The sequence below is a fragment of the Capsulimonas corticalis genome (genome assembly GCF_003574315.2).
Lineage (GTDB): Bacteria > Armatimonadota > Armatimonadia > Armatimonadales > Capsulimonadaceae > Capsulimonas > Capsulimonas corticalis.
The window spans coordinates 6,097,642-6,118,968 of the sequence record NZ_AP025739.1 but is presented as its reverse complement, the minus strand read 5'-3'; the positions used below and the strand labels follow the sequence as shown (position 1 = coordinate 6,118,968).

Annotated in this window: 16 protein-coding genes; 10 read left to right on the top strand and 6 right to left on the bottom strand. The window is 59.3% G+C overall.

The window, feature by feature from the left end:
- Positions 1-5: 5 nt before the first annotated feature.
- The 6 genes from sufB to D5261_RS26185 all read right to left on the bottom strand — a co-directional run bounded on the left by sufB (position 6) and on the right by D5261_RS26185 (position 6,909).
- The gene (gene sufB / locus D5261_RS26210) at positions 6-1,454 is read right to left on the bottom strand and encodes a Fe-S cluster assembly protein SufB (RefSeq protein ID WP_119319196.1); all 1,449 of its coding nucleotides are present in this window, start codon (positions 1,452-1,454) and stop codon (positions 6-8) included.
- A gap of 25 nt (positions 1,455-1,479) precedes the next feature.
- On the bottom strand, positions 1,480-1,932 hold the full coding sequence (locus D5261_RS26205; protein WP_119319197.1) for an RrF2 family transcriptional regulator: 453 nt from the start codon (positions 1,930-1,932) through the stop codon (positions 1,480-1,482).
- A gap of 154 nt (positions 1,933-2,086) precedes the next feature.
- The gene (locus tag D5261_RS26200; RefSeq protein ID WP_119319198.1) at positions 2,087-3,094 is read right to left on the bottom strand and encodes an alpha/beta hydrolase family protein; all 1,008 of its coding nucleotides are present in this window, start codon (positions 3,092-3,094) and stop codon (positions 2,087-2,089) included.
- Positions 3,095-3,120: 26 nt separating this feature from the next.
- On the bottom strand, positions 3,121-3,993 hold the full coding sequence (locus tag D5261_RS26195; protein WP_119319199.1) for a prepilin-type N-terminal cleavage/methylation domain-containing protein: 873 nt from the start codon (positions 3,991-3,993) through the stop codon (positions 3,121-3,123).
- An 81-nt stretch (positions 3,994-4,074) separates the two neighbouring features.
- Positions 4,075-5,544: a type 2 periplasmic-binding domain-containing protein gene (locus D5261_RS26190; protein WP_125205768.1), complete on the bottom strand. Its 1,470-nt coding sequence runs from the start codon at positions 5,542-5,544 to the stop codon at positions 4,075-4,077.
- A gap of 324 nt (positions 5,545-5,868) precedes the next feature.
- Positions 5,869-6,909, bottom strand: coding sequence for an HAF repeat-containing protein (locus D5261_RS26185; protein WP_119319201.1), 1,041 nt, complete (start codon positions 6,907-6,909; stop codon positions 5,869-5,871).
- Between the two features lie 446 nt (positions 6,910-7,355).
- Between D5261_RS26185 and D5261_RS26180 the strand changes: the two genes are divergently transcribed.
- From D5261_RS26180 to D5261_RS26135, 10 genes are all read left to right on the top strand, one after another.
- Positions 7,356-10,247, top strand: a complete 2,892-nt coding sequence (locus D5261_RS26180) for an aconitate hydratase (RefSeq protein WP_119319202.1) — start codon at positions 7,356-7,358, stop codon at positions 10,245-10,247.
- Between the two features lie 418 nt (positions 10,248-10,665).
- On the top strand, positions 10,666-11,928 hold the full coding sequence (locus tag D5261_RS26175; RefSeq protein WP_176587327.1) for a hypothetical protein: 1,263 nt from the start codon (positions 10,666-10,668) through the stop codon (positions 11,926-11,928).
- 470 nt (positions 11,929-12,398) lie between these two features.
- Complete coding sequence (locus D5261_RS26170; RefSeq protein WP_119319205.1) at positions 12,399-13,124, top strand: sugar transferase; 726 nt, start codon at positions 12,399-12,401, stop codon at positions 13,122-13,124.
- A 121-nt stretch (positions 13,125-13,245) separates the two neighbouring features.
- Positions 13,246-14,427, top strand: coding sequence for a glycosyltransferase family 4 protein (locus D5261_RS26165; RefSeq protein WP_119319206.1), 1,182 nt, complete (start codon positions 13,246-13,248; stop codon positions 14,425-14,427).
- 66 nt (positions 14,428-14,493) lie between these two features.
- Positions 14,494-15,702, top strand: coding sequence for a glycosyltransferase (locus D5261_RS26160; RefSeq protein ID WP_119319207.1), 1,209 nt, complete (start codon positions 14,494-14,496; stop codon positions 15,700-15,702).
- A gap of 25 nt (positions 15,703-15,727) precedes the next feature.
- A complete protein-coding gene (locus tag D5261_RS26155) occupies positions 15,728-17,101 on the top strand; it encodes an O-antigen ligase family protein (RefSeq protein WP_119319208.1) in 1,374 nt (457 codons plus the stop codon).
- A 96-nt stretch (positions 17,102-17,197) separates the two neighbouring features.
- Positions 17,198-17,431, top strand: coding sequence for a hypothetical protein (locus D5261_RS26150; RefSeq protein ID WP_119319209.1), 234 nt, complete (start codon positions 17,198-17,200; stop codon positions 17,429-17,431).
- A gap of 145 nt (positions 17,432-17,576) precedes the next feature.
- The gene (locus D5261_RS26145; protein WP_119319210.1) at positions 17,577-17,789 is read left to right on the top strand and encodes a hypothetical protein; all 213 of its coding nucleotides are present in this window, start codon (positions 17,577-17,579) and stop codon (positions 17,787-17,789) included.
- A gap of 153 nt (positions 17,790-17,942) precedes the next feature.
- Positions 17,943-20,084, top strand: a complete 2,142-nt coding sequence (locus D5261_RS26140) for a GumC family protein (protein ID WP_119319211.1) — start codon at positions 17,943-17,945, stop codon at positions 20,082-20,084.
- 2 nt (positions 20,085-20,086) lie between these two features.
- The gene (locus D5261_RS26135) at positions 20,087-21,292 is read left to right on the top strand and encodes an SLBB domain-containing protein (protein WP_301002248.1); all 1,206 of its coding nucleotides are present in this window, start codon (positions 20,087-20,089) and stop codon (positions 21,290-21,292) included.
- Positions 21,293-21,327: the final 35 nt, after the last annotated feature.

Sequence of the window (21,327 nt, the reverse complement as noted above, 5' to 3'; positions counted from 1 at the left end):
TTCGCTTATCCGACGCTGCCTTCCAGGCTGATTCCCAGCAGCTTCTGCGCTTCCACGGCGAACTCCATCGGCAGCTCGCGGAAGACTTCCTTGCAGAAGCCGTTGACGATCATGCTGACGGCGTCCTCGGTGGAGATGCCGCGCTGGTTGCAGTAGAAGATCTGGTCTTCGCCGATCTTCGAGGTGGACGCTTCATGCTCGACCTTCGCGCTGGGGTTCTTTACCTCAATGTACGGGAAGGTGTGCGCGCCGCAGCGGTCGCCCAGCAGCATGGAGTCGCACTGCGAATAGTTGCGGGCGTTGTCCGCGCCCGGGTTGATGCGGACCAGACCGCGATAGGTGTTCTGACCGTTGCCCGCCGAAATGCCCTTGCTGACGATCGTGCTGCGGGTGTTCTTCCCGATGTGGATCATCTTGGTGCCGGTGTCGGCCTGCTGCTTGTTGTTGGTCAGCGCCACCGAGTAGAACTCGCCGATCGAGTTGTCGCCCTGCAAAATACAGCTCGGGTACTTCCAGGTGATCGACGATCCGGTTTCGACCTGGGTCCAGGAGATCTTGGAGTTCGCGCCCGCGCACTTGCCGCGCTTGGTGACGAAGTTGTAGATACCGCCCTTGCCGTCCTTGTCGCCGGGGTACCAGTTCTGGACGGTGGAGTACTTGATGGTTGCGTCGGCCATCGCGACTAATTCGACCACGGCGGCGTGCAGTTGGTTTTCATCGCGCATCGGCGCGGTGCAGCCTTCGAGGTAGCTGACATACGCGCCTTCGTCGGCGATGATCAGCGTGCGCTCGAATTGGCCGGTGTTCGCGGCGTTGATGCGGAAGTAGGTGGACAGCTCCATCGGGCAGCGAACGCCCTTCGGGATGTAGCAGAACGAGCCGTCGCTGAAGACGGCGGAATTCAGCGTCGCGAAGTAGTTGTCCGAGTAGGGAACGACCGATCCCAGGTACTCCTTGATCAACTCCGGATGGTTCTGGACGGCTTCCGAGAAGGAGCAGAAGATGATCCCCAGCTCCGCGAGGCTTTCCTTGAACGTGGTGGTGACGGAGACGCTGTCGAACACGACATCGACGGCGACGCCGGTCAGGCGCTTTTGTTCGCCGATCGAGATGCCCAGCTTCTCAAACGTCGCCAGCAGGTCCGGATCCACTTCATCCAGGCTGTTCAGGACTTTCTTGGGCTTGGGAGCCGAATAGTAGATCGTTTCCTGATAATCGATGGGCGGGTACTTGACGTTCGGCCAGTGCGGCTCTTCCAGCGTGAGCCAGTGACGGTACGCCTTCAAACGCCATTCGAGCATGAACTCGGGCTCATTTTTCTTCGCGGAGATCAGCCGGATCACGTCTTCGCTGAGGCCGGCGGCGATGGTGTCCGCGTCGATGTCGGAGACGAATCCGTATTTGTACTCTTTATTCGCAAGAGCCTCGATTGTTTCTGTTTCGGTTGTCGTCATAATCTCATATCCTTGCTAACGTAATTCAATTCTCATCCGGCGCCGACGGTTCCCGCGCCTCGCGCTCACCGCAATCCGTACACATCTGCTTGACCGTAATATCCGCCAGGACTTCGCGTATCCGCGCGTTGATGTTCGCCATCGGCTGACGGATCCGGCACTTCCTCATCTGCACGCAGGGAACGCCGTCGTTGCGAAGGCAACTCGCGATCGCCAGCGGCCCGTCAATCGTCTCCATCACGCGGATGACACTGATATCGCACGGCTCCTGAGCCAGGCGATATCCGCCGAACTTTCCATGCATCGCCGTCAGAATGCCCGCCCGCGCCAGCGACTGGAGCACCTTCGCCAGCAGCTCCGTGGGAGCGTCCAGCTGAGCGGCGATCTCCTTCATCGTCACCGCGCGCCCCTCTTCGACATGCGCCAGGTAGAGCAGCGCGTTGAGCGCGTAATCCGCCTTCTTGCTTAACGCCAGCATATCGTTATATTCATGCGCACGAGTCTTTTCAATTACCGACTAAATAGGTCGGCTTTAGTATACCTTGTTAGGGGAATGGTTTGTCAATATGGGATTGAGACGAGAAAACCCCGAACCTGGCGGCTCGGGGTTACTGAGGAGGCGTGGGGGAAACTTATCGCGCGGCGGTTTTGGCGGGCGGAACGGGAGGGGCTTTGAGATGCGCCGCCATCCATTCGAACAGCCGGCCGCCGCCCGCGTCGGGGAAGAATTTGACGGTGTTCTCGTATCGGTGAACCTCCGCTTCCGCCGGAGCGGCTTTTGTGAGGGCTTCCACAACTGCGGGAGGCGTATTGGGGTCGTCTCCCAGGAACTGCATTCGAATGGCGCGGCCTTTGAGTTTGGGCAGCCAGTCGATGGGGTCGAGCGGCTTCACTTTCTTCTGAAATTCCACGGTCACATAACGCGGGCGCTCTGCGTCGGGAACCACCTGGGACTTCTCCAGCCACTCTTTCCAGTCGCCCCATGGCCCGAGCAGGTCGAGAGACTTGATGCGCGGGTCGGAGGCCGCCGCGAGGACCGCGATCGCGCCGCCTGAGCCCTGGCCGAACATCCCAAGGCGGTTTGTGTCAAGATCCTTGCGCGTCTCCAAATAGTCGACGATGTAGTGAACGTCGTGCGCGGAGCAGGCGAGCGCTTCGGGCATTTCACTCACAAACCACTCCTTCATTGGGCGCAGCTTGTATCGATCGCCGCTCAGCGCGGAGACGAAGCCGGCGATTGCATAACCCTGACTCGTGACGCGCTCCAGATAGCTGACATTCGCAAACCGGTCCGACTCTTCCGTGTAGTTATAAAGAAACAGCGAGACCGGCGGTTTTGCGACGTTCTTGGGCTTGATGATGTAGAGGCAGATCGAGTCCAGCGGCCGCCACTGCATCTGCACCAGCTCACGGGTGAATGTCCCGTGATCCTCCACCTTCAGCACGCGCGCCGTCTCAGGCTTCAAATGCGATCCGTCCAGCGCCGGCGTGTTCCAGCGCTCATCGGCCATCTGGCCCTTGCGCAGCGTCAGATTCCCTGAGGCTTGCGGCGTCGTATCCGCCGCCCACACGTGGGGCGCAAGCACGCCCAGCGCGACACATGCGGCGAACCGCGCCATCGATTGTTGGGCCATTCCCATTGGTCGAAGCCTCCACGAAACGGCGCTTATGCGCCCGCGCAGAAACCGGCGGTGCGGTCGTTGCCGTTCCATTTCGTATAACACGTTGGGTCATCCTGAGGCACGGCGAGCGTATGGCAGAAAGGATACTTTTGCTCCATCTGTTCGCTGGCGTTGCCGTGGCTGACCGTCACAAACTTCACGTGCCCATCGAGAAATGACATCACGGCGCCATTCTTGTGAAATGGAAGACCTTGCAGTCCATCCTGATCACAGGGATTGAAGACGTGGTGGACCCCTCCATGCCGCAGAACATGCTCCAAACGCCATACCGAGACGGATTTACCGGTATGGTCCGGCTCCCCGTTCCAGAAGCTCGGATCGATCCCGCCCGCGTCCGTTCGAGCTCCGCTTATCAGGAGAATAAAGTCGGACGGCGCACTGATTGCGGCCAGATTAGCGGATTGACGCGATGAACTTCCATCGGCATTTGCGGTCCCCACCGTAATCTGATCGTTCATGATATAACTGGAGGCGGAGTACAAAGTAATACGGCGACCCAGTTCATAGGTATCGGTGATATCTGGCGCGGTCGTGGCGCTATCGTTCGGATCTCGGTAGGCCCCTTCGCTTTTAATATATGGCCAGATCGCCTCCTGCCACTCATCGCGTCCTGTTGTCGGACTGGGGACGACCGCAGTCAGTCCTGCGAAGGGCAGGGTCTCGTCGTAATCCTGCACGTACATGAGAACGCCTTTGGTCAGCTGATTGCAGTTGGAGATTGATTGGGTCTGTCGGGCTTTTTCGCGGGCCTGCGCAAACACGGGGAAGAGGATCGCCGCGAGAATCGCGATGATGGCTATGACGACGAGGAGCTCAATAAGTGTGAATGCGTGTTTTAAAGTGCGATTAATGATCATATTCCTTAACTTTCATTGACATATAGGACGGCGCGGGAATGGCTGTTTTGCCATTCCCGCGCCGTAAAGCGACAGGCGTTTTTACTGCTTGCTGCCCACCAGCTCAAGGCCGGTGTCCGTGTAGTAGTCTTTGTCGGCGTTGATCGGGAAGACCGCGCCGCCGGCGTCGCCGCCGGCTTCCGCCGCCGCCGTGTTGCCGTTATGCGGTGTCGTCACGCCGCCGGTCGCGAAGTGCGAGCGGAAGACCTTCAGGCTCGTCGCGGGGACGAAGTCGCCGCCAGAGTCCGTCGCGAGAACATCGGCGATGAGCGTCGCAATGTCGCCGGCCGGAGTGGTCGGGGTCAGAACGCGCAGCTTGGACCAGATCGGGTAGCCGCCGTTCTTGACGTTGCGGAAGGTGACGCTGGAGCCGGCCGGATAAGCTCCGGCGCTGTACGAGTCGAGGAGCGGATCGGCGCCGTCCACGGTCAGGTACTTGGTGCTGCCGGCGTTGGTGCTGGAGAAGTTACCGGTGCTCCAGAACGCATAGCCCAGGCCGTCGAGGGTCAGGTTGACGTCCTTGACGAGCTGGCCGGTGCCGATGGCGCGGACGCGGCCGCCGGTGGTGACGATCGGCGAGGTGGAGGTCCAGGCCGGGGTCGTCGTGTTCGCGGGGTTATTGGTGGTGGCGGAGATGTTCTTCTCCTGCGTGGTTGCGGCTTCGACGCTGGCGGGGATTGTCTTCTCAGTGGTCTGATAGGTTCCCGAGATCGGTTCGCGGAAGAATGTGACGACCGGACCGCCGCCGGCGGCGATCGAGGTGTCGATGTCGCTGGTGCGGCGGAAAGTTCCGTTCAGGAAACCCGCGAGCGTGAAGCGGTCGATGTTGGTGACCGTGGATGCGCCCAGGTGTCCGGCGGCGGTGTTCGACTTATTGACGAATACCAGGACCGGGTCGGCGCCGATGCTTGTCTGCACATAGGTGCGGGCAGTCAGGCTGAAGGAGACCGGAACGACCTGTCCGCCGTCGCCCTTGATTGGGTTGGTCAAGCTATAGCCGAGGGTTTGGGCGTCCGACGTGGCCTGCTCGGCGTCGGGGGCGGTGATGTCCGTCGCGGCGGCGTTGAAGACGAAGTTCTTGATCGCGGTCTGCACGTCGGCGGGAACCGTCGAGTCGGGCGGCAGGTTCGGCACAATGTTGCCGGCGGCGGGCAGTGTCGTGAACGAGAGTGCCGCCGAATTGAAGTAGGAGCGGACGCCTACCGTGGAGTCCACCGAGAGGTAGAACCAGATCTTGCGGCTGCCGGACGGCGCGCCGTCCCAAACCACCCACAGGTTACCGGTCTGATCCGGAATGCTGGCGGAGCTGGTGTCATGAACCACCGCCGCGTTTTTCGCGGAGTAGTTGTTTGACGCGCCGGAGGCAGTGGACGCGCCCTGAGCGAAGACGTTGAACAGAGCGGAGGAGCCTGCGGCGCCGAAAACGACGGTGTCCGCAGCGCGGGCGGACAGGGTGGGCAGAAGTCCGGCGGTCAGAACTCCAGCGGTGGCGATCAATTTCAAAGCTTTCATTTGCATGCTCCTGAGAGTGGAGGCCGTCGCCATATTGCGGCGGCTCAGAACGACGTTGTACATTCGATGGTGCTTATCGCGTATCAGATCGTGCGTGCTCTCTCGGACCCGTTATGAAATTTTTTGTTTTGTCCAAGAAGCCGATTTAGCTGCGGATGTGCTGTCGTCAACAGTCGACGCTTTTTGTTTCTTGGCTGACTCTATTATAGAATCTAGATTCCAATTAATGTGTTAAGTGAGTGTTAAGCTTGTGTTAAGTTCTCACGACACAACGTCAGCCTGCTGCTTAACTTGCATGCGGCAACTAAATCGGCTGCTCCCGTATTACGAGTGCGGCGTAAGCAAGAAGGCGTGGGTCGCGCCGTTGTGGATACCGACGCCGGTGATCTGGAACTTGTTGTTGATCGCATAGGCCGACGTGAGCGTCCAGCCGGAGTTGGCGGGCAACGTGCTGTTCAGATCCACAAGGTATCCATAGGCGTAGCCGATCGCATGCAGGGAGCCGTCGGCGACCGGGGCGTATCCGACGATCGCGCCGTAATCGTTGATGCCGACGCCGACGCTGTAGCCGCCGGTGGTGAGGACGCCGACATCGTACAGCTTGCCCTTGTTATAGAAGAACGCATGGCTGTCGCCGGCGGCGTTCGAGGAGTAGCCGGTGGCCTGTCCGCAAGCATTAAGGCCGTCGGCTTCGCTGTAATCGCCGCCCAGCGTGCCGATATCCTTCGTGACGCCGTTCGTGTAAATGTAGGCGTGCTCGTAGAAATTACCGGCGGCGTCCACGCCGTCAAAACCGCCCGCGACCTGGCCGCTGGCGTTGATGGCGTAGGCGTAGCTGTCCATGCCGCCGGCCGCTCCCAGGTCCTGCATTACGCCGCCATTGTAGAGAAAGGCGTGAGCGAATCCATCGGCGGTAGATGCGTAACCGGCGATTTGGCCGGCGGAGTTGATCGCGTACGCTTCGCTGAAGCTGCCGCCGAGTGTTCCAAGATCCGTCGCCGCGCCAGCGGACCACAGGGTTGCGTGGGTCGCGTTTGCTGTGGTCGTGCTGTAACCGACGACCGAGCCGCCGGCGTTGATTCCGACCGCCTTGCTGGATTTGCCGCCGAGCGTGCCCAGGTCGTTCAATGCGCCGGCCGAATAAAGAAACGCATGGAAGGTGCGATCCGCCAAGTTCGAGTAGCCCGCGACCTGGCCGCCGTCATTGACTCCGTATCCAACGCTCAAGGAGCCGCCGAGCGTGGTGAGATCTGTAATCGTGACACCGGGGGAAGCGAGCGCGGGGCGAGCGCTCTGAACAGCGATTGCAGCGATACCAAACGCGGCAATAATCGACGTTGATTTGAGTTGCTTTGAGCTGAACATCGTGTGTTTCCTTAAGTCGTAATGAGAACTTGCGGGACGATTGACGCCGAAGCGTGTCTTTGGAAGAAACCCGGCGTGGGACGTTCATCGGGGAGTTCATGAACGCCGGAGCGGGGATGTCGAACGGAGTCTATTGTACTCACGGAATATTAGGGGTATGTTAAATTACTGTTAAGTTTAAATTAAGATTTCATTATGTAATTAAGCGTGCGCACTTTAAGTCAATTCGGGCGCGGGTTGTTTCTGGTAAGAATTGGCGTGGCGTGCGCGTTCTAACCGCGCGCTGTCAACCATGCATTTCGTGTCTTTCGAGTGGATCGCAATACAGTGCGTTTTTTGCTTGACCTTTGGGATTCCGCTTTGCTATACTCATGGACGGTTACTCCAAAGTTTTCACTTCCTCGCATCGCGCGTCGCGCCACTCTAATAAGGACGGTTAAGCAACCATGTCAGACGCTCACAATCTTTTCGACACTGTCCAAACCTTCAGCTACGGCTCAGGCAAGACGGGTACGTATTACTCGCTGCCGCAGCTGGAGAAGGCGGGTGTCGGCCCTATCTCCAAACTGCCGGTCAGCATTCGCATTGTTCTCGAATCGGTGCTGCGCAACTTTGACGGCAAGCGCATCAGCGAGCAGGATATTAAGACTCTCGCCAACTGGGGCGCGACCGACGAGCGCACGGCGGAAATCCCGTTTATCGTTGCGCGCATCGTCCTTCAGGACTTCACCGGGGTTCCGCTGCTCGTGGACCTCGCGGCCATGCGCTCCACCGTCGCGCGCCTCGGGAAGGACCCGAGCATCATCGAGCCGCTGGTGCCCGTCGATCTCGTCATTGACCACTCCGTCCAGGTGGACTACTCCGAAGTCAACAATGCGCTGCAGCTGAACATGGAGATCGAGTTCAAGCGCAATCAGGCCCGCTATCAGTTCCTGAAGTGGGGAATGCAGGCGTTTAACGGCTTCAGCGTGGTTCCGCCCGGGATCGGCATCGTGCATCAGGTCAATCTGGAGTATCTCGCCAAGGGCGTGCTTCAGAAAGAAGGCGTCTTCTATCCCGACACGCTTGTCGGCACCGACTCGCATACGACCATGATCAACGGTCTTGGCATCGTGGGGTGGGGCGTCGGAGGTATCGAAGCAGAGGCGGGCATGCTCGGACAGCCCGTGTACTTCCTGACCCCGGACGTTGTCGGCGTCAACCTGACCGGCAAGCTGAACCCCGGCGTGACCGCGACCGACCTGGTTCTGACGATCACCGAGATGCTGCGCAAGGCGAAGGTCGTCGGCAAGTTCGTGGAGTTCCATGGCGAAGGCGCCGCGTCGCTCACGCTCACCGACCGCGCGACCATCGGCAACATGGCGCCCGAATACGGCGCGACCATGGGCTTCTTCCCGGTGGACGAAGAGACATGCCGTTATCTGACGAACACGGGGCGCACGGAAGATCAGGTCAGCGCCTTCCGCGAGTACTTCAAAGCTCAGGGCTTATTCGGCATGCCCGCCGCCGGCGATATCGAATACAGCTCGCAGCTGTCGCTGGACCTCTCGACCGTGGAGCCGAGCGTCGCCGGCCCGAAGCGCCCGCAAGACCGCATCAATTTGACCGACGTCAAAGCAAAGTTCCTTGAGCTGATGGAGAAGCCGATCGCGGACAGCGGCTACAACAAGTCCCTCGCCGAGATCAACCGCAAATTCGTCGTCCTGACAGGAGTCGCGGAGGGAATAAGCCACAAGACGCTGCCGCTGACCGGCGGCGGCGAGCAGGCCGAAGACACCGTTCCAGATGGCAACGACCCGCTGGAGAGCGTGAAGGACACGAGCGCCATCGGTGAGATCGAAATGATGCAGAACCGGCCGACCCCGGACCGCGTCGAAGACATCCCCAGCGGCGAGTTCCCGAGCGGCGTATCGAGCCTCAGCCATGGCGATGTCGTGATCGCGGCGATCACTTCCTGCACCAACACCTCCAACCCAAGCGTCATGCTCGCCGCCGGCCTGGTCGCGAAGAAGGCCGTTGAGAAGGGCCTGACGATCCGAACGTCCGTCAAGACATCCCTGGCGCCCGGCTCGCGCGTCGTCACCGAATATCTGACAAAAACAGGGCTTCAGGAGTATCTCGACGAACTGGGTTTCCAGACCGTTGGCTACGGCTGTACGACCTGTATCGGCAACTCCGGCCCGCTGGAGCCGCACCTGGAAGAGACGATCACCAAGAACGACCTGGTCGTGGCGAGCGTCCTGAGCGGCAACCGCAACTTCGAGGCGCGCGTCCACCAGAACGTCAAGGCGAACTTCCTGATGAGCCCTCCGCTGGTCGTGGCTTTCGCGCTGGCCGGCCGCGTCGACATCAACCTTGCGACCGACGCGATCGGCAAGGGCAAGGATGGCGAGGAAGTGTTCCTGAAGGACTTGTGGCCGACGTCCGAAGAGATCGGCGACGCGCTGCAAGCCGCGAACGATCCGGAGACCTATCGCAAGCTCTACAGCGACTTCACGGAGCAGAACCCGCTGTGGGCGGATGTCCCGAGCAGCACCGGCAAGGTTTACGAATGGGATTCGCAGTCCACCTACATTCAGGACCCGCCGTACTTTGATAAGTTCGGCATGGACGCGGGAACGGCGAAGGACATCAAGGGCGCTCGCCCGCTGGCGATCTTCGGCGATTCCGTAACTACGGACCACATCAGCCCCGCCGGCGCGATCAAGGCGTCGTCCCCTGCGGGCCTGTACTTGCAGGAAAAGGGCGTTGAACCGCAGGACTTCAACAGCTACGGCTCGCGGCGCGGCAACGACCGCGTCATGATGCGCGGCACCTTCGCCAACGTTCGCATTAAGAACCAGATGGTTCCGGGCGTTGAGGGCGGCGTGACGGTTCACTATCCCGCCGGCGAGCAGATGAGCATCTACGACGCTTCGATCAAGTATCAGGCGGCGGGAGTTCCTCTGATCATCCTCGCGGGCCAGGAGTACGGTACGGGAAGCTCGCGCGACTGGGCGGCGAAGGGGACGAACCTGCTGGGAGTCAAGGCGGTTATCGCCCAGAGCTTCGAGCGCATCCACCGCAGCAACCTGGTGGGCATGGGCGTTCTGCCGCTCCAGTTCATCGACGGCGCCAACGCGCAGTCGCTTGGCCTGGATGGCTCGGAGACATTCGACCTGCTGGGCTTGGAGGCGGGCCTCGCGCCGCGCCTGCAAGTGACTCTGGTGATCCATCGCAAGGAAGGTGAGACCCAGGAGGTCCCGGTCCTGCTGCGCATCGACACGCCGATCGAGGTCGACTACTACCTCCATGGCGGAATCCTGCCGTTTGTTCTTCGGCAATTGCTCGCCGGCTAACGAAAACGGGAACACTCCTGCGCTCCCCGCGCAGGAGTGTATTTTCTGGCGACTCTTCTTTCTGCTTGCCTGTTTCTTCTCTCTAAATTCCGCTGCGATTCAAAAAATATGTGAAGGATCCGTATTTCTAACAGTTAAGGGGTAGGACTTTCTGTTGTATAATGGATCCGTAATTGCCTGCGATCTCTGGAGATCCTTCAGGAGACGCTGCGCTCGTCGCTCCCTGGACATCTGGACAATTTCTGCTCTCAGCTCTGCTCTAAAGCTCTACTGTAATTCCCTCGGAACTACGAATCACGACAGCAATACAACTGCGATCCGACGATGTGAAAGCTTCTCAACCCTGAAAAGCGCCGTCATCGGTCGGTCGCTAGAAACTGAGACAATATCGGCCACATTCGGACAAGGAAGGTTACCAATGTTATTGGCTAAGAACATGCTGAAGGCGACGTGCGTCGCCGCCGCCGCGATTGCGGCGCTCTCCGGCTGTGGAGGCGGCGGTGGCGGCGGCGGCTCAGCAACCGGGGGATCGACGGGATCATCGACGGGCTCCACTACCGGCGCGACAACGGGCGGCGGAGTAGGAACAACCCCGGGCGTGAATATCTCGCCGGAATCCGCCACGTTGACAGTGGGCGGTTCGATTATTGTGACGGGCCTGCTGGCCGATACCTCTTCCACCGCCGTCAAAACCGCGAATTGGTCCTGGTCGGCTGATAACGGGGCCGTCGTAAAGCTGGACGCCTCTAACGATCGCGTCAAGGTGACGGGACTGGCGGCCGGAACGGCGCTCCTCACAATGACTGAGACGACGACCAATCAGTCAAAAACCGCGACGATTACCGTGGTCGATGTGAGTACGACCGGAGGCACAACAGGCAGCACGGGGACGACAGGATCTACGGGATCTACTGGTTCTACGGGAACCACGGGATCCACCGGGACGACAGGAACGACCGGATCCACGGGAACAACAGGCTCTACCGGTACGACTGGGTCCACGGGAACGACGGGCGCCACGGGAACGACTGGTTCGACGGGAACCACGGGCTCCACCGGAACGACGGGGACGACTATTCCTGTTACCGGCACGATCTTCTACCAGAGCGACTTCAGCAAGCCGATCGGTTCGGAGTGGAATAAGACCAAGCGCGAGCAGACGCCGGTGGGATCCCGCTGGTTCATGGGGCAGCTTGCGCAATCGACGGCGACACTGTCTCTGACGGGAATTCCCGCGCATACGAAGCTCAAAGTCGGTTTCACGCTGTTTATTATTGGAACCATGGACGGCAATGCGTCTGCCGCTTCGGGTTATGGGCCGGATGTGTGGACCCTGGCTCTTTCCGGCAACTCCTCACCGTTTGTGACGACATTCAGCCATGACAACGGCGTGTTCAACCCGACGATTTACAACAGCGTCGCGTTCTATCAATCCTATCCGGATATCTACAGCACCAATCCGGCGCTCTGCGGCAAGCATCCCTTCCTCTCGGGAGCCTCCGAGGTCAACTCGCTTGGGTATAAGAGCAGCGCGGGCATCCCTTCGGATTCCGTGTATCAGATCGTCAAAGAGTTTGACCATACGGATAGTTCGGTGAATATTAACTTCACCTCGGCGCAAAACCAACCCATCGCCGACGAGAGCTGGGGGCTTGAGCACGTGATTGTGAGCTACGAATAGCGCACACGCCTGAATCCGCCATGGGAGCGTCTCCCATGATGGCGGGGCGTCTCGGAGGCGGCTTGGATTGACCCGCGCCGCCTCCCGTTTTATTTTGAACCCGCTTTTCGCGGGAAAAGTGAACTTTTCCCCAATCCTTTCGTCCAATGGCGCGGGAGCTCTTCGTGCGCCTTATTCAGCAACTTCAACAAATCCCCGTATTTTTACGTGTACAGCGCTGGTTGCGATTAGTCTGGTTTCGTGTTATAATTCTTCTCAAGACAGAACCTATGCGATATCATTACGCATTCTGTCAAAAACCTGACTATTCCCGACGAGAGGCGATTGCGCCTCCGAGCGGGGCGATGTCGCCCCCATTGCTGTCTGTTCGCGTAGACATTCGACACAACAGATCACGCACTTTTCTTTCAGTTTCGCAATATTACAAATTTTATTCGCGCGGCGACGACGCGCAATCTGTGAGGTAAGAGATGGAGTCGCAATTGCTCGGGAGTACGAACGCTTCGGAGGAGGCTCCTTATGACGCCAAGGCGCCGGAGTTGTATTCGAGTCGGGTCTGGAGTACTCCCGTCGTTCGAGCGGATTGGAATCGGGGCTCCCTCCGATTGTGCCGCCAAGCGGCGCACGCCGTCCTCGCTGCGGCGCTGCTCCTGGGGCTGTTCCCGCTCGTTGTGCTGATCGCTCTGGCGGTCAAAGCGACATCGCGCGGCCCGGTTTTGTTCAAGCAGCTTCGTGTCGGAGAGGGCGGCCGCGAGTTTTGGCTTTATAAATTTCGGTCCATGGTGGTTGACGCCGAAGCGCGCCGCGTGCAGCTGGCCCCGCTCAACGAGGCGTCCGGACCGCTCTTTAAAATTCGTAACGATCCGCGCGTCACTCCCGTGGGACGCGTGCTGCGCAAGTTCAGTCTCGACGAGCTGCCGCAGTTCCTCAATGTCGTCAAGGGCGATATGGTCCTCATTGGTCCTCGGCCCGCATTGCCAGCCGAGGCGGCGCAGTATACGCCCAGGCAGCGAGCGCGCTTATCGGCGCCGCCGGGCATCACGGGACTGGCCCAGGTTTCCGGCAGGAGCGACTTGCCGTTTGAGAAATGCGTGGATCTGGATCTTTACTTTATCGAGCATTGGAGCCCGGTTTTAGATTTGCGCATATTTGTGCGCACGATTGCGGTGGTAATCACTGGCAGGGGAGCATATTAATCTCCTGTCAATCATTTTTGAGGGTACTTGGCACGAAATTTGCAGTAACTGAGATTAGTACAAGCTAATATTTTACCCGCCTCGCCCTCATCGTCAAGCCGATTGTCTGTAGTTTTGCCGTATGTCAATCACTCAAAGCCCGCCGCCGAAGAAAATCGTTTATCTGGATCACACAGCCAAAATGGGGGGCGGAGAGATTGCGCTGCTCAATTTAGTGGGCGCTCTCGATCGCAGCCGATACCTTCCCACGGTGCTTTTGGCGTCCGATGGCCCTCTCGTCGCAAAGCTGCGCGCCGCTGGCATTCCTACCGAGGTCTTTCCGCTCGGCAAGGAGCTTGTCGACACGCAAAAAGACGGTTTAGGCGTCCGGTCACTGCTGAAGATTACTCAGATTTTTGACTGGATACGCTATGCGGTTCGGATCGCCCGATATGCGCGCAAAGAAAATATCGATCTGATTCATACGAATTCGCTGAAATCGGATGTGTACGGCGGCGTTGCGGGGCGTCTTGCCCGAATTCCCGTGCTCTGGCATGTCCGCGACAATATCGATGGGAATTACCTTCCCGCCGCCGCCGCCGCCGCGTTCCGTTTTTTGGCGCGAACGGTTCCTACGGGAGTGGTGGCGAATTCGCATAGCACGCTGCGAGTTTTGGCCCCATCCGCGAAAAAACCGAGCGGAGTGGTGTACAGCGGCATGCTGGAGCGGCCGGTTTTGGAGACAACGACGGTAAGCTCCGAAGCGCCGGTCGTCGCGCTAATTGGGCGGATCGCCGAGTGGAAAGGCCAGCATATCTTTCTGCGCGCCGCCGCCGAAGTGCTGAGGTCATTGCCGCATGCGCGCTTTTGGATCGTGGGCGCTCCGCTGTTCGGCGAGTTCGAGTACGAAAAAAGCCTGCGCCTACTCGCGGCCGATTTGGGTATTACTGACAGGGTGGAGTTTTTGGGGTTTCAAGGCGATATCCCGAATCTCCTCAAAGGCGTGACGCTGGTGGCGCACGCGAGCTGTCTGGGCGAGCCGTTCGGCCAGGTCGTGGTGGAAGGTATGGCGGCGGGCAAACCAGTGGTGGCGACGGACGGCGGGGCTCTGCCGGAAGTCGTCGTGGATGGGGAAACCGGCCTGCTCGTTCCGATGGGGGACGCGCCCGCGATGGCGCAGGCGATCCTTGCGATTTTGAACGATCCCGCGCGGGGCGAGGCCATGGGGCAAGCCGGCCGGAGGCGCGTTCAGGAGCGTTTCATGATCCAACATTCCATGGCGAGCCTGGAAAAAGTTTACGGCGAAGTTTTGACGAAGTCATAGTGGTTTGGCAAGGTTCTATTGGCCGGAGGTCAGTAGAGGCGCAGGGAAGAAATAAAGGGGTAGTTAATGAAGGTTGCGCTTGTACACGATTATTTGACGCAAGCGGGCGGCGCGGAGCGCGTCGTCGCGGCGTTCCATGAGATGTATCCAGAGGCGCCGCTTTATACATCCGTGTATGATGCTGACAAAACTCTTGCCTGCTTCAAGAAGATGGATATCCGCACGTCATTTTTGCAATCGTGGCCACTGGCGTCCCGCCGCTTGCACAAGTTGGCGCTCGCGCTGTATCCCATGGCGTTTGAGCAGTTCGATCTCGATGCATTCGATGTTGTTTTAAGCAGCTCCAGCAGCTTCGCCAAAGGGGTAATCACCGGGCCGGACACTTGCCACATCTGCTACTGCCATACGCCGGCGCGTTTTGCGTGGCGTCAGCATGGTTATCTGGCAAATAGTCCTTTACTGCGCTTGCTCAGTCCGCTGATGCGGGGTACACTAAAAGATCTTCGCATGTGGGACGTGGACAGCACGAACCGCATCGACTATATTGTGGCGAACTCCTATAATGTCGCCCGGCGAATACGGAAGTTTTACCGCCGCGAAGCCGCCGCCGTAATCCATCCGCCCGTCGAGACAAAGAAATACAGCATTGCGCCGCCGGACGAGGTGGGAGATCACTTTCTGGTCGTTTCACGGCTTCTGGGCTACAAGCGGATCGATCTGGCGATCGAGGCGTGTAATCGGCTTGGGCACCCCTTGCGGATCGTGGGGACCGGCCCCGAGATGAAGGCGCTGCAAAAGATCGCCGGTCCGACCGTGACCTTCATGGGAGGTCTGTCCGACGACAAGGTGGCGCTGGAGTACGGTCGCTGCCGGGCGCTGATCCTCCCGGGAGAAGAAGATTTCGGAATCACGCCGCTGGAGGCGATGGCCAGCGGGCGTCCCGTCATCGCGTTTGGCGCGGGCGGAGCGCTGGAGACGGTCATTGACGGAGGCACGGGGCTGTTCTTCCGAGATCAAACCGTGGAGTCCCTGGCCGCCGCGCTGCGTTCAGCGCTGCAAACGGACTTTGCGCCCCAGGTGCTTCGCTCCCACGCAATGCAGTTCGATTCGGCAGTGTTTCAGCGTAAGATGATGAACTTTGTCCAGGCGGTCCTGGAGCATGAGCGACGGGACTCGCTGACGCATTTCAGCCGGCTCAAAGGATCCTCGGATGCTGCTGATCTGAGCTTTGAGACCTCGCCCTGGATACGCAAGGAAGCAGAAGTTCGCCTTTAGGAGGCGCCGGAGCAGATCGCGCTTTATGAAGTTGAAAGAAAATCGGATTCCCTTGCTGCATGGCGGCCGATCCGAAACCCCTCCGCGACCGGCCGCGACGCATTCGTACACCATGCTCTATGTTGTGCTGGCGATGCTGGTCATCGTGCCGCTGCTGACTGGAAACGCGTTATTGACGGGTGTTGGGAAGGTGCTGGCGTTTGACATCCTTGGCTCCATCCTGCTGGCGGTTATTATCGCGCAGTCCGATCTTGGAAATATTCGCAATATCGGGAAATCATGGATAGCGGGGCCGAACCTGGCTGTCGTCTTACTCGTCGCTGCGTGTATTCTCTCTTATCTTACGGCGCAGTATAAGAACTTTGCGATGACGGAGATACTGCGCTATGGGGTCTGCGCTGTCGCCTATGCGGTCGTGGCGACGAGCACCAACCGCAAGCTTTCGACCATGCTGACAGTGATCTTGTTTGTGGGAGCAGCCGTTTCGCTGATCGGTTTGGCGACGATGGGCTCCGGCAATTACAAGGAAGTCGACGGCGTGACCGGATCGTTCGGCACACACGAGCAGCTTGGGTCGTTCTTGATGCTTTGTTTACCGATCGCAGTCTCGATCGGCCTGTTTTACAAAGACGATTCTCGGCTGAATACGGGAGCGCTGGCGGCGGCGGTGGCGATCGCCGCATGTTTGCTCGTGGCGCGATGCCGATCCGCGTGGATTGCGGAAGCCGTCGCCCTCACCGTCCTGGCGGCGCTCAGTTATCGATATTTTTTCGATAAAAAGCAGCTTGCACGCCAGAAATATTTAATTGTGGCGCCCATTTTGCTAGTTGTAATTTGTGGCGGGTACTTTGTCGCCTCGTCGCACTCCGCAGATGCATTGCAGAAGCGCGCTGCGTCGCTGGGAGGTCTGTCAAGCGATTACTCTGTCGGCATACGCCAGCAGATGTGGAAAGACGCTGCGAAGATGATCTCGGCAAAGCCAATTTTAGGACATGGCATCGGGCAGTATCCTCTCGCCTCCACGCGCTACGGTCATACCGGAATGCCGGCGGAATACGTCATCAATCACGGCGCGGACCTGCGAAATAACGCGCATAGTTATTACCTTCAGATGATTGCTGAAATCGGCTTGCTCGGATTTGGATGTTACGCCGCGGCAGTCATTGGTTTTTTCACCGTCGGAATTCAAGCGCTTGGGCGTATGCAGTCGGGCCTGCGCAAAGCTGCTCTGCTGGGAACGGTCGCCGCGATGGCCGGGCAGGTGATTGACGCCATCGCCAGTCCTTCCTATGTATTTGCTTCGGTGAGTCTGCTTCAGTGGGTTTTGATGGGGCTTGGAATGCTAGCCGCCGGCCTCCCCGAGCGCTGGCGCGGCGAACGGAGCTCCGTCCGCCGGTAGCATAATTTCCGGCGTCCATGATCTTTCGGCCAGTCGTTTGCGGCGCAATTTGCGCCGCAATGGGCACTCGATCAACGAAAGGAGGTGGAAATAACGATGATGACCAACGAAATCGTCCTCAAAAGCGTAAAGCGTGTGGCTGCGGGCCTTGCTTGCGTTGCTTTGCTTTCGCAGGTCGTTCCGACCGTGGGAACCGCGATGGCCGACAAGTATAGCTCGGATGATAACACGGGCACTACCGTCCTTGTGGTCGCTGGTGTCGGAGCCGTGGTGTACTATGTCAGCCATACGGCTTACGTAAAGAACCATCCACGATTGCCCAGCCCTTAGAATTCAATCGCCCTCGCGCGGGCTGATTGGTCCCAGAAGTCGCCGGGGTCGCGATCCGGCGCTGCTCGCCGATCGCGCGCCGATTTTATCGGCGCGCGGCCGGCGAACTACTCTAGCCATCGCCAAAAAATGAAAGGGGACAAACATGACAACCAATTTCCTTCAGCGCTCCGCCAAGCGGATCGCCGCTGGCCTGGCGTGCGTCGCTCTGCTTTCGCAGGTCGTTCCGACCGTCGGAGCCGCCGTCGCCGACAAATACAGCTCTGACGACAATGCTGGCAACACCGTGCTGATCATTGGCGGAGTCGGCGTAATTACTTACGCTCTCACCACCCATCCGGCGCCCAAGAAGCCCTAACTTTGGCGCGGCCCACGCGCTGAATTCCGACCGTTTCGGTTTCCTGAAGCCGAAACGGTTGTTTATCCGTTGCGTTCCTTAGAATACGGCGGACGCAGCGGATAAACGACCGTTTGCCCACTTCAGCACCCCTGAGAAAGTTGTTGTACTAAAATGCAGAGTGAACCACTGCTGATCGAGAGTGAAGAATCCCAGCCCGTGATGTCCCCACAGGACTACGTCTCGATTTTGCGCCGTCGCCGTAATACGATCGTCACGACCTGGATTCTTATCAGCGCGTTCGGGATTATCGTGACAATGGCGACGCGGAATGTCTATCAGGCGACTGCGAAGCTCCTCGTCGACGGGCCGTCGATGATGGTCTCCCAGGTGGAGTCGGACAATAATCTCGCGAGCCTCTTCAACATCGGATCCGAGCAGACAGTGGACACGAAAGTCGAAGAACTGCAAGCTGGTCCACTGATCAACACAGTCGACAAACTGAGCAATCATGCGAAGTTGACGGTTACTGCGGTCAAAGGGACCAATGTCATCGACATCGTCGGGGAATCCACGGACAAAGTGGCCGCCGCCGCCGCTCCAAATACGCTGATCCAACTTTATCTGCAAACGACTGCGGAAACCGATCTTCAAGAAGTGCATAAGGCGCAAAAGTTCGCGCAAAAGCAAATGACGGACGCTCAGGCGCGGCTGGATAAAGCCAACAGAGCGCTCGAACTTTTGAAGCAAAAACATGGCTTTGTGGACATCGCGAAAAGCCGTGACGATCAGATCGCGCGTGTTTCATCGCTCACTCAGCAGCTGCAGCAGGCGCGCGCCGAGCTGGCGGGCGCAAGGGCGCAAGTCTCTGGCCTAAGCAATCTCGTTTCGGCGGAGCCGGCGACGCTGGATGTGCAGCTTCGCCAGACCAATACTGAGATCGCCGAGATCAAGTCCAAGATTACGCAGCGAGAGCTGGACCGGCGTCAAATGACCCTGCCGGGCGGCTTTACCGCAAAAGCGCCGCAGGTCCGAGCGCTGGATTCGGAGATCGCGGGGCTCAAGTCCCAGCTGGCCGCTTTGCCCGCCGTCTCCACCACGATGACGTCGAATCCGAACACGGTGCGTGAGAACTTGCGCGCTAAGGTCGCCTCCAGTGAAGGCGACGTGGCGAGCCTGGAGGCGCGTGTTCTGGAGACGCAAACGCTGCTGGAGCAGGCGAAGAGCGAACTGGCGACTTACCCGTCGCTGGAAGCGCCCGCCGAACAGTATCAAAACGAGCATGATACGGCGCTGGCGTCATATCAGATGTATGCGACGACACTCCAAAATTTGAACCTGCGCGAGCAGGCCCGCCACGTCTCCGCACATGTGATCGAGCCGGCGGTCGTTCCCACGGAGCCGATCCGCCCGAAGCGGCTTCTGAACTTTTTGTTCGCGATCATTATGGGCGGCGTCATCGGCATTCTCATGGCGCTTCTCCAGGAGTACCTGGATGACCGCCTGAACTCGACGGAAGACGCCGAGCGTCTGCTGGGCCTGCCGTCGCTGGGACGCGTGCCGCAGCTCTCCCGAGACGACGCCCTGCTGCTTTCCAACATGAGCGGTCCGCATCCCGAATTGGAAGCATACAAAACGCTTCGCACCAACATCCATTTCGCGGCGATCGATACGCCGTTCCGCTCGCTTCAGGTGACCTCATCGAGCCCGGGCGAAGGCAAAACGACGACCGCCACTAATTTGGCGTACGCGATGGCGGCCGACGGCAAACGGGTCATCCTGATCGATACCGACCTGCGCCGGCCATCGGTCCACAAGCATCTCGATCTGGCTCAGACTCCGGGTATTACGGAGCTGCTGGTTGGGGACGCGACGCTCCATGAGGCTCTTCAAGTCAGCCCGAATTTCCCCAATCTGTCCGTGCTGGCAGCGGGAACCATTCCGCCCAATCCCTCCGAACTTCTCAATTCGCAGAAGTTCCGGACACTGGTGGATCAGCTTTCCGCGCGGTTCGACATCATCATCTTCGACAGCGCTCCCGTGCTGGCGGTGGCTGACGCACAGATCGTCGCCTCCCAGGCGGACGGCGTCGTTCTTGTCGTGGCGAACGGCGAAACACGCAAAGCCGCCGCGAAGCAAGGGTTGAACCTGCTGCGCCGCGCTCGGGCAAATGTGATCGGCGTCGCCTTCAACAAGATGAATGTGAAGGACAACATGTATTACTATCGCTATACGGCGGAGACGTCGACGGAAGCACTGCCGGGACGCAACGGACATTCTACTCGGCAGATCGAAACCGAAGGTACGAAAAAATGAAATTGAGCAAGACTTCACTTTTCGCGGCGGCGTTCATCGCGCCGTTCGCCTTTGGCGCACTATCGAACGCGGCGCTGGCGGATGCGTCTACCCCGGGGATCGGTGCGCTTAACGTGGCGTCAATCCCGGCGTCATACAAACTCGCAGTCGGCGATACGCTGGATATCTCCGTGATGGGGCATGACGACTTGAAGTCGTCGGTGACGATCCTGCCGGACGGCAGCTTTAATTTCCCGATCGCGGGACATATCGGCGCCCAGGGCTTGACGGTGGCGCAGTTGACGGCGGCGCTGACGCATCGCCTGAGCGATCAGTTGAACCAGCCCTCGGTCACGATCGTCGTGCGCAGCAGCGCGCCTCAGCAGGTGAGCATCCTGGGCGCCGTACGATCTCCAGGCCTTTACAGCGTCAAGCCCGGCTGGCGTTTGATGGAGGCCTTCGCCGCCTGCGGCGGCGCCTCACAGGACAACTCACTGACACAGGCGACGCTGATCCGGGACAACGGCAAGACCAGCGTGCCGATCAATGTCGAGAAGCTGATGCAGGGGCAGGACGACACGCTCAATCTTCCGCTTCAGCCCGGCGACGTTCTGCTGGTTCAGCAGCGCGATCCCTCGGTTGCTCAGGTGCAGGTCAGCGGTCATGTGCTGCATCCTGGCTCGTATTCCGTTCCCGCCGGCGGCGGCACGATCACCAGCCTGCTGGCGCAGGCGGGCGGACCCACCGACGACGCCGCGCTGGCGCAGGCGCAGGTGATGCACAACGGCGAAGTGCGCACCGTGAATTTACGGCCGCTCTTGTCTTCGCTCAGCGATTCGGCTGCGTCGCCCCGCCTTGTGCCCGGCGATGTGCTTTTGATTCCCGAGAACAAGCTGCGCTTCGCGGTTCTGGGCGAAGTCGCCGCTCCGCGAGCCTACGCATATCCGGATGATCAAGGCGTGACGGTGTCCGACGCGCTGGCGACGGCGGGCGGTCCCACCGGTGAGGCGAACAAACGCGAGGCGAATATCCTGCGAAAAGGTTCGGACGGTAAAGTGACGACGATCAAGGTCAACCTGGACGAAGTGCTGGCCGCTAAGCCGGGAACAACGAATGTCGCGCTTCAGCCGGATGATATCCTTTATGTTCCCACAAAGGGACATCCGCCTTTGGGAATCCGCGATTTCGCCGTGCTCATCCCGGCCTTGAGCTTGTTTGTCCGCCGTTAAAAAATATGGCGGCGTCTCAAAGTCATAAGATTTCG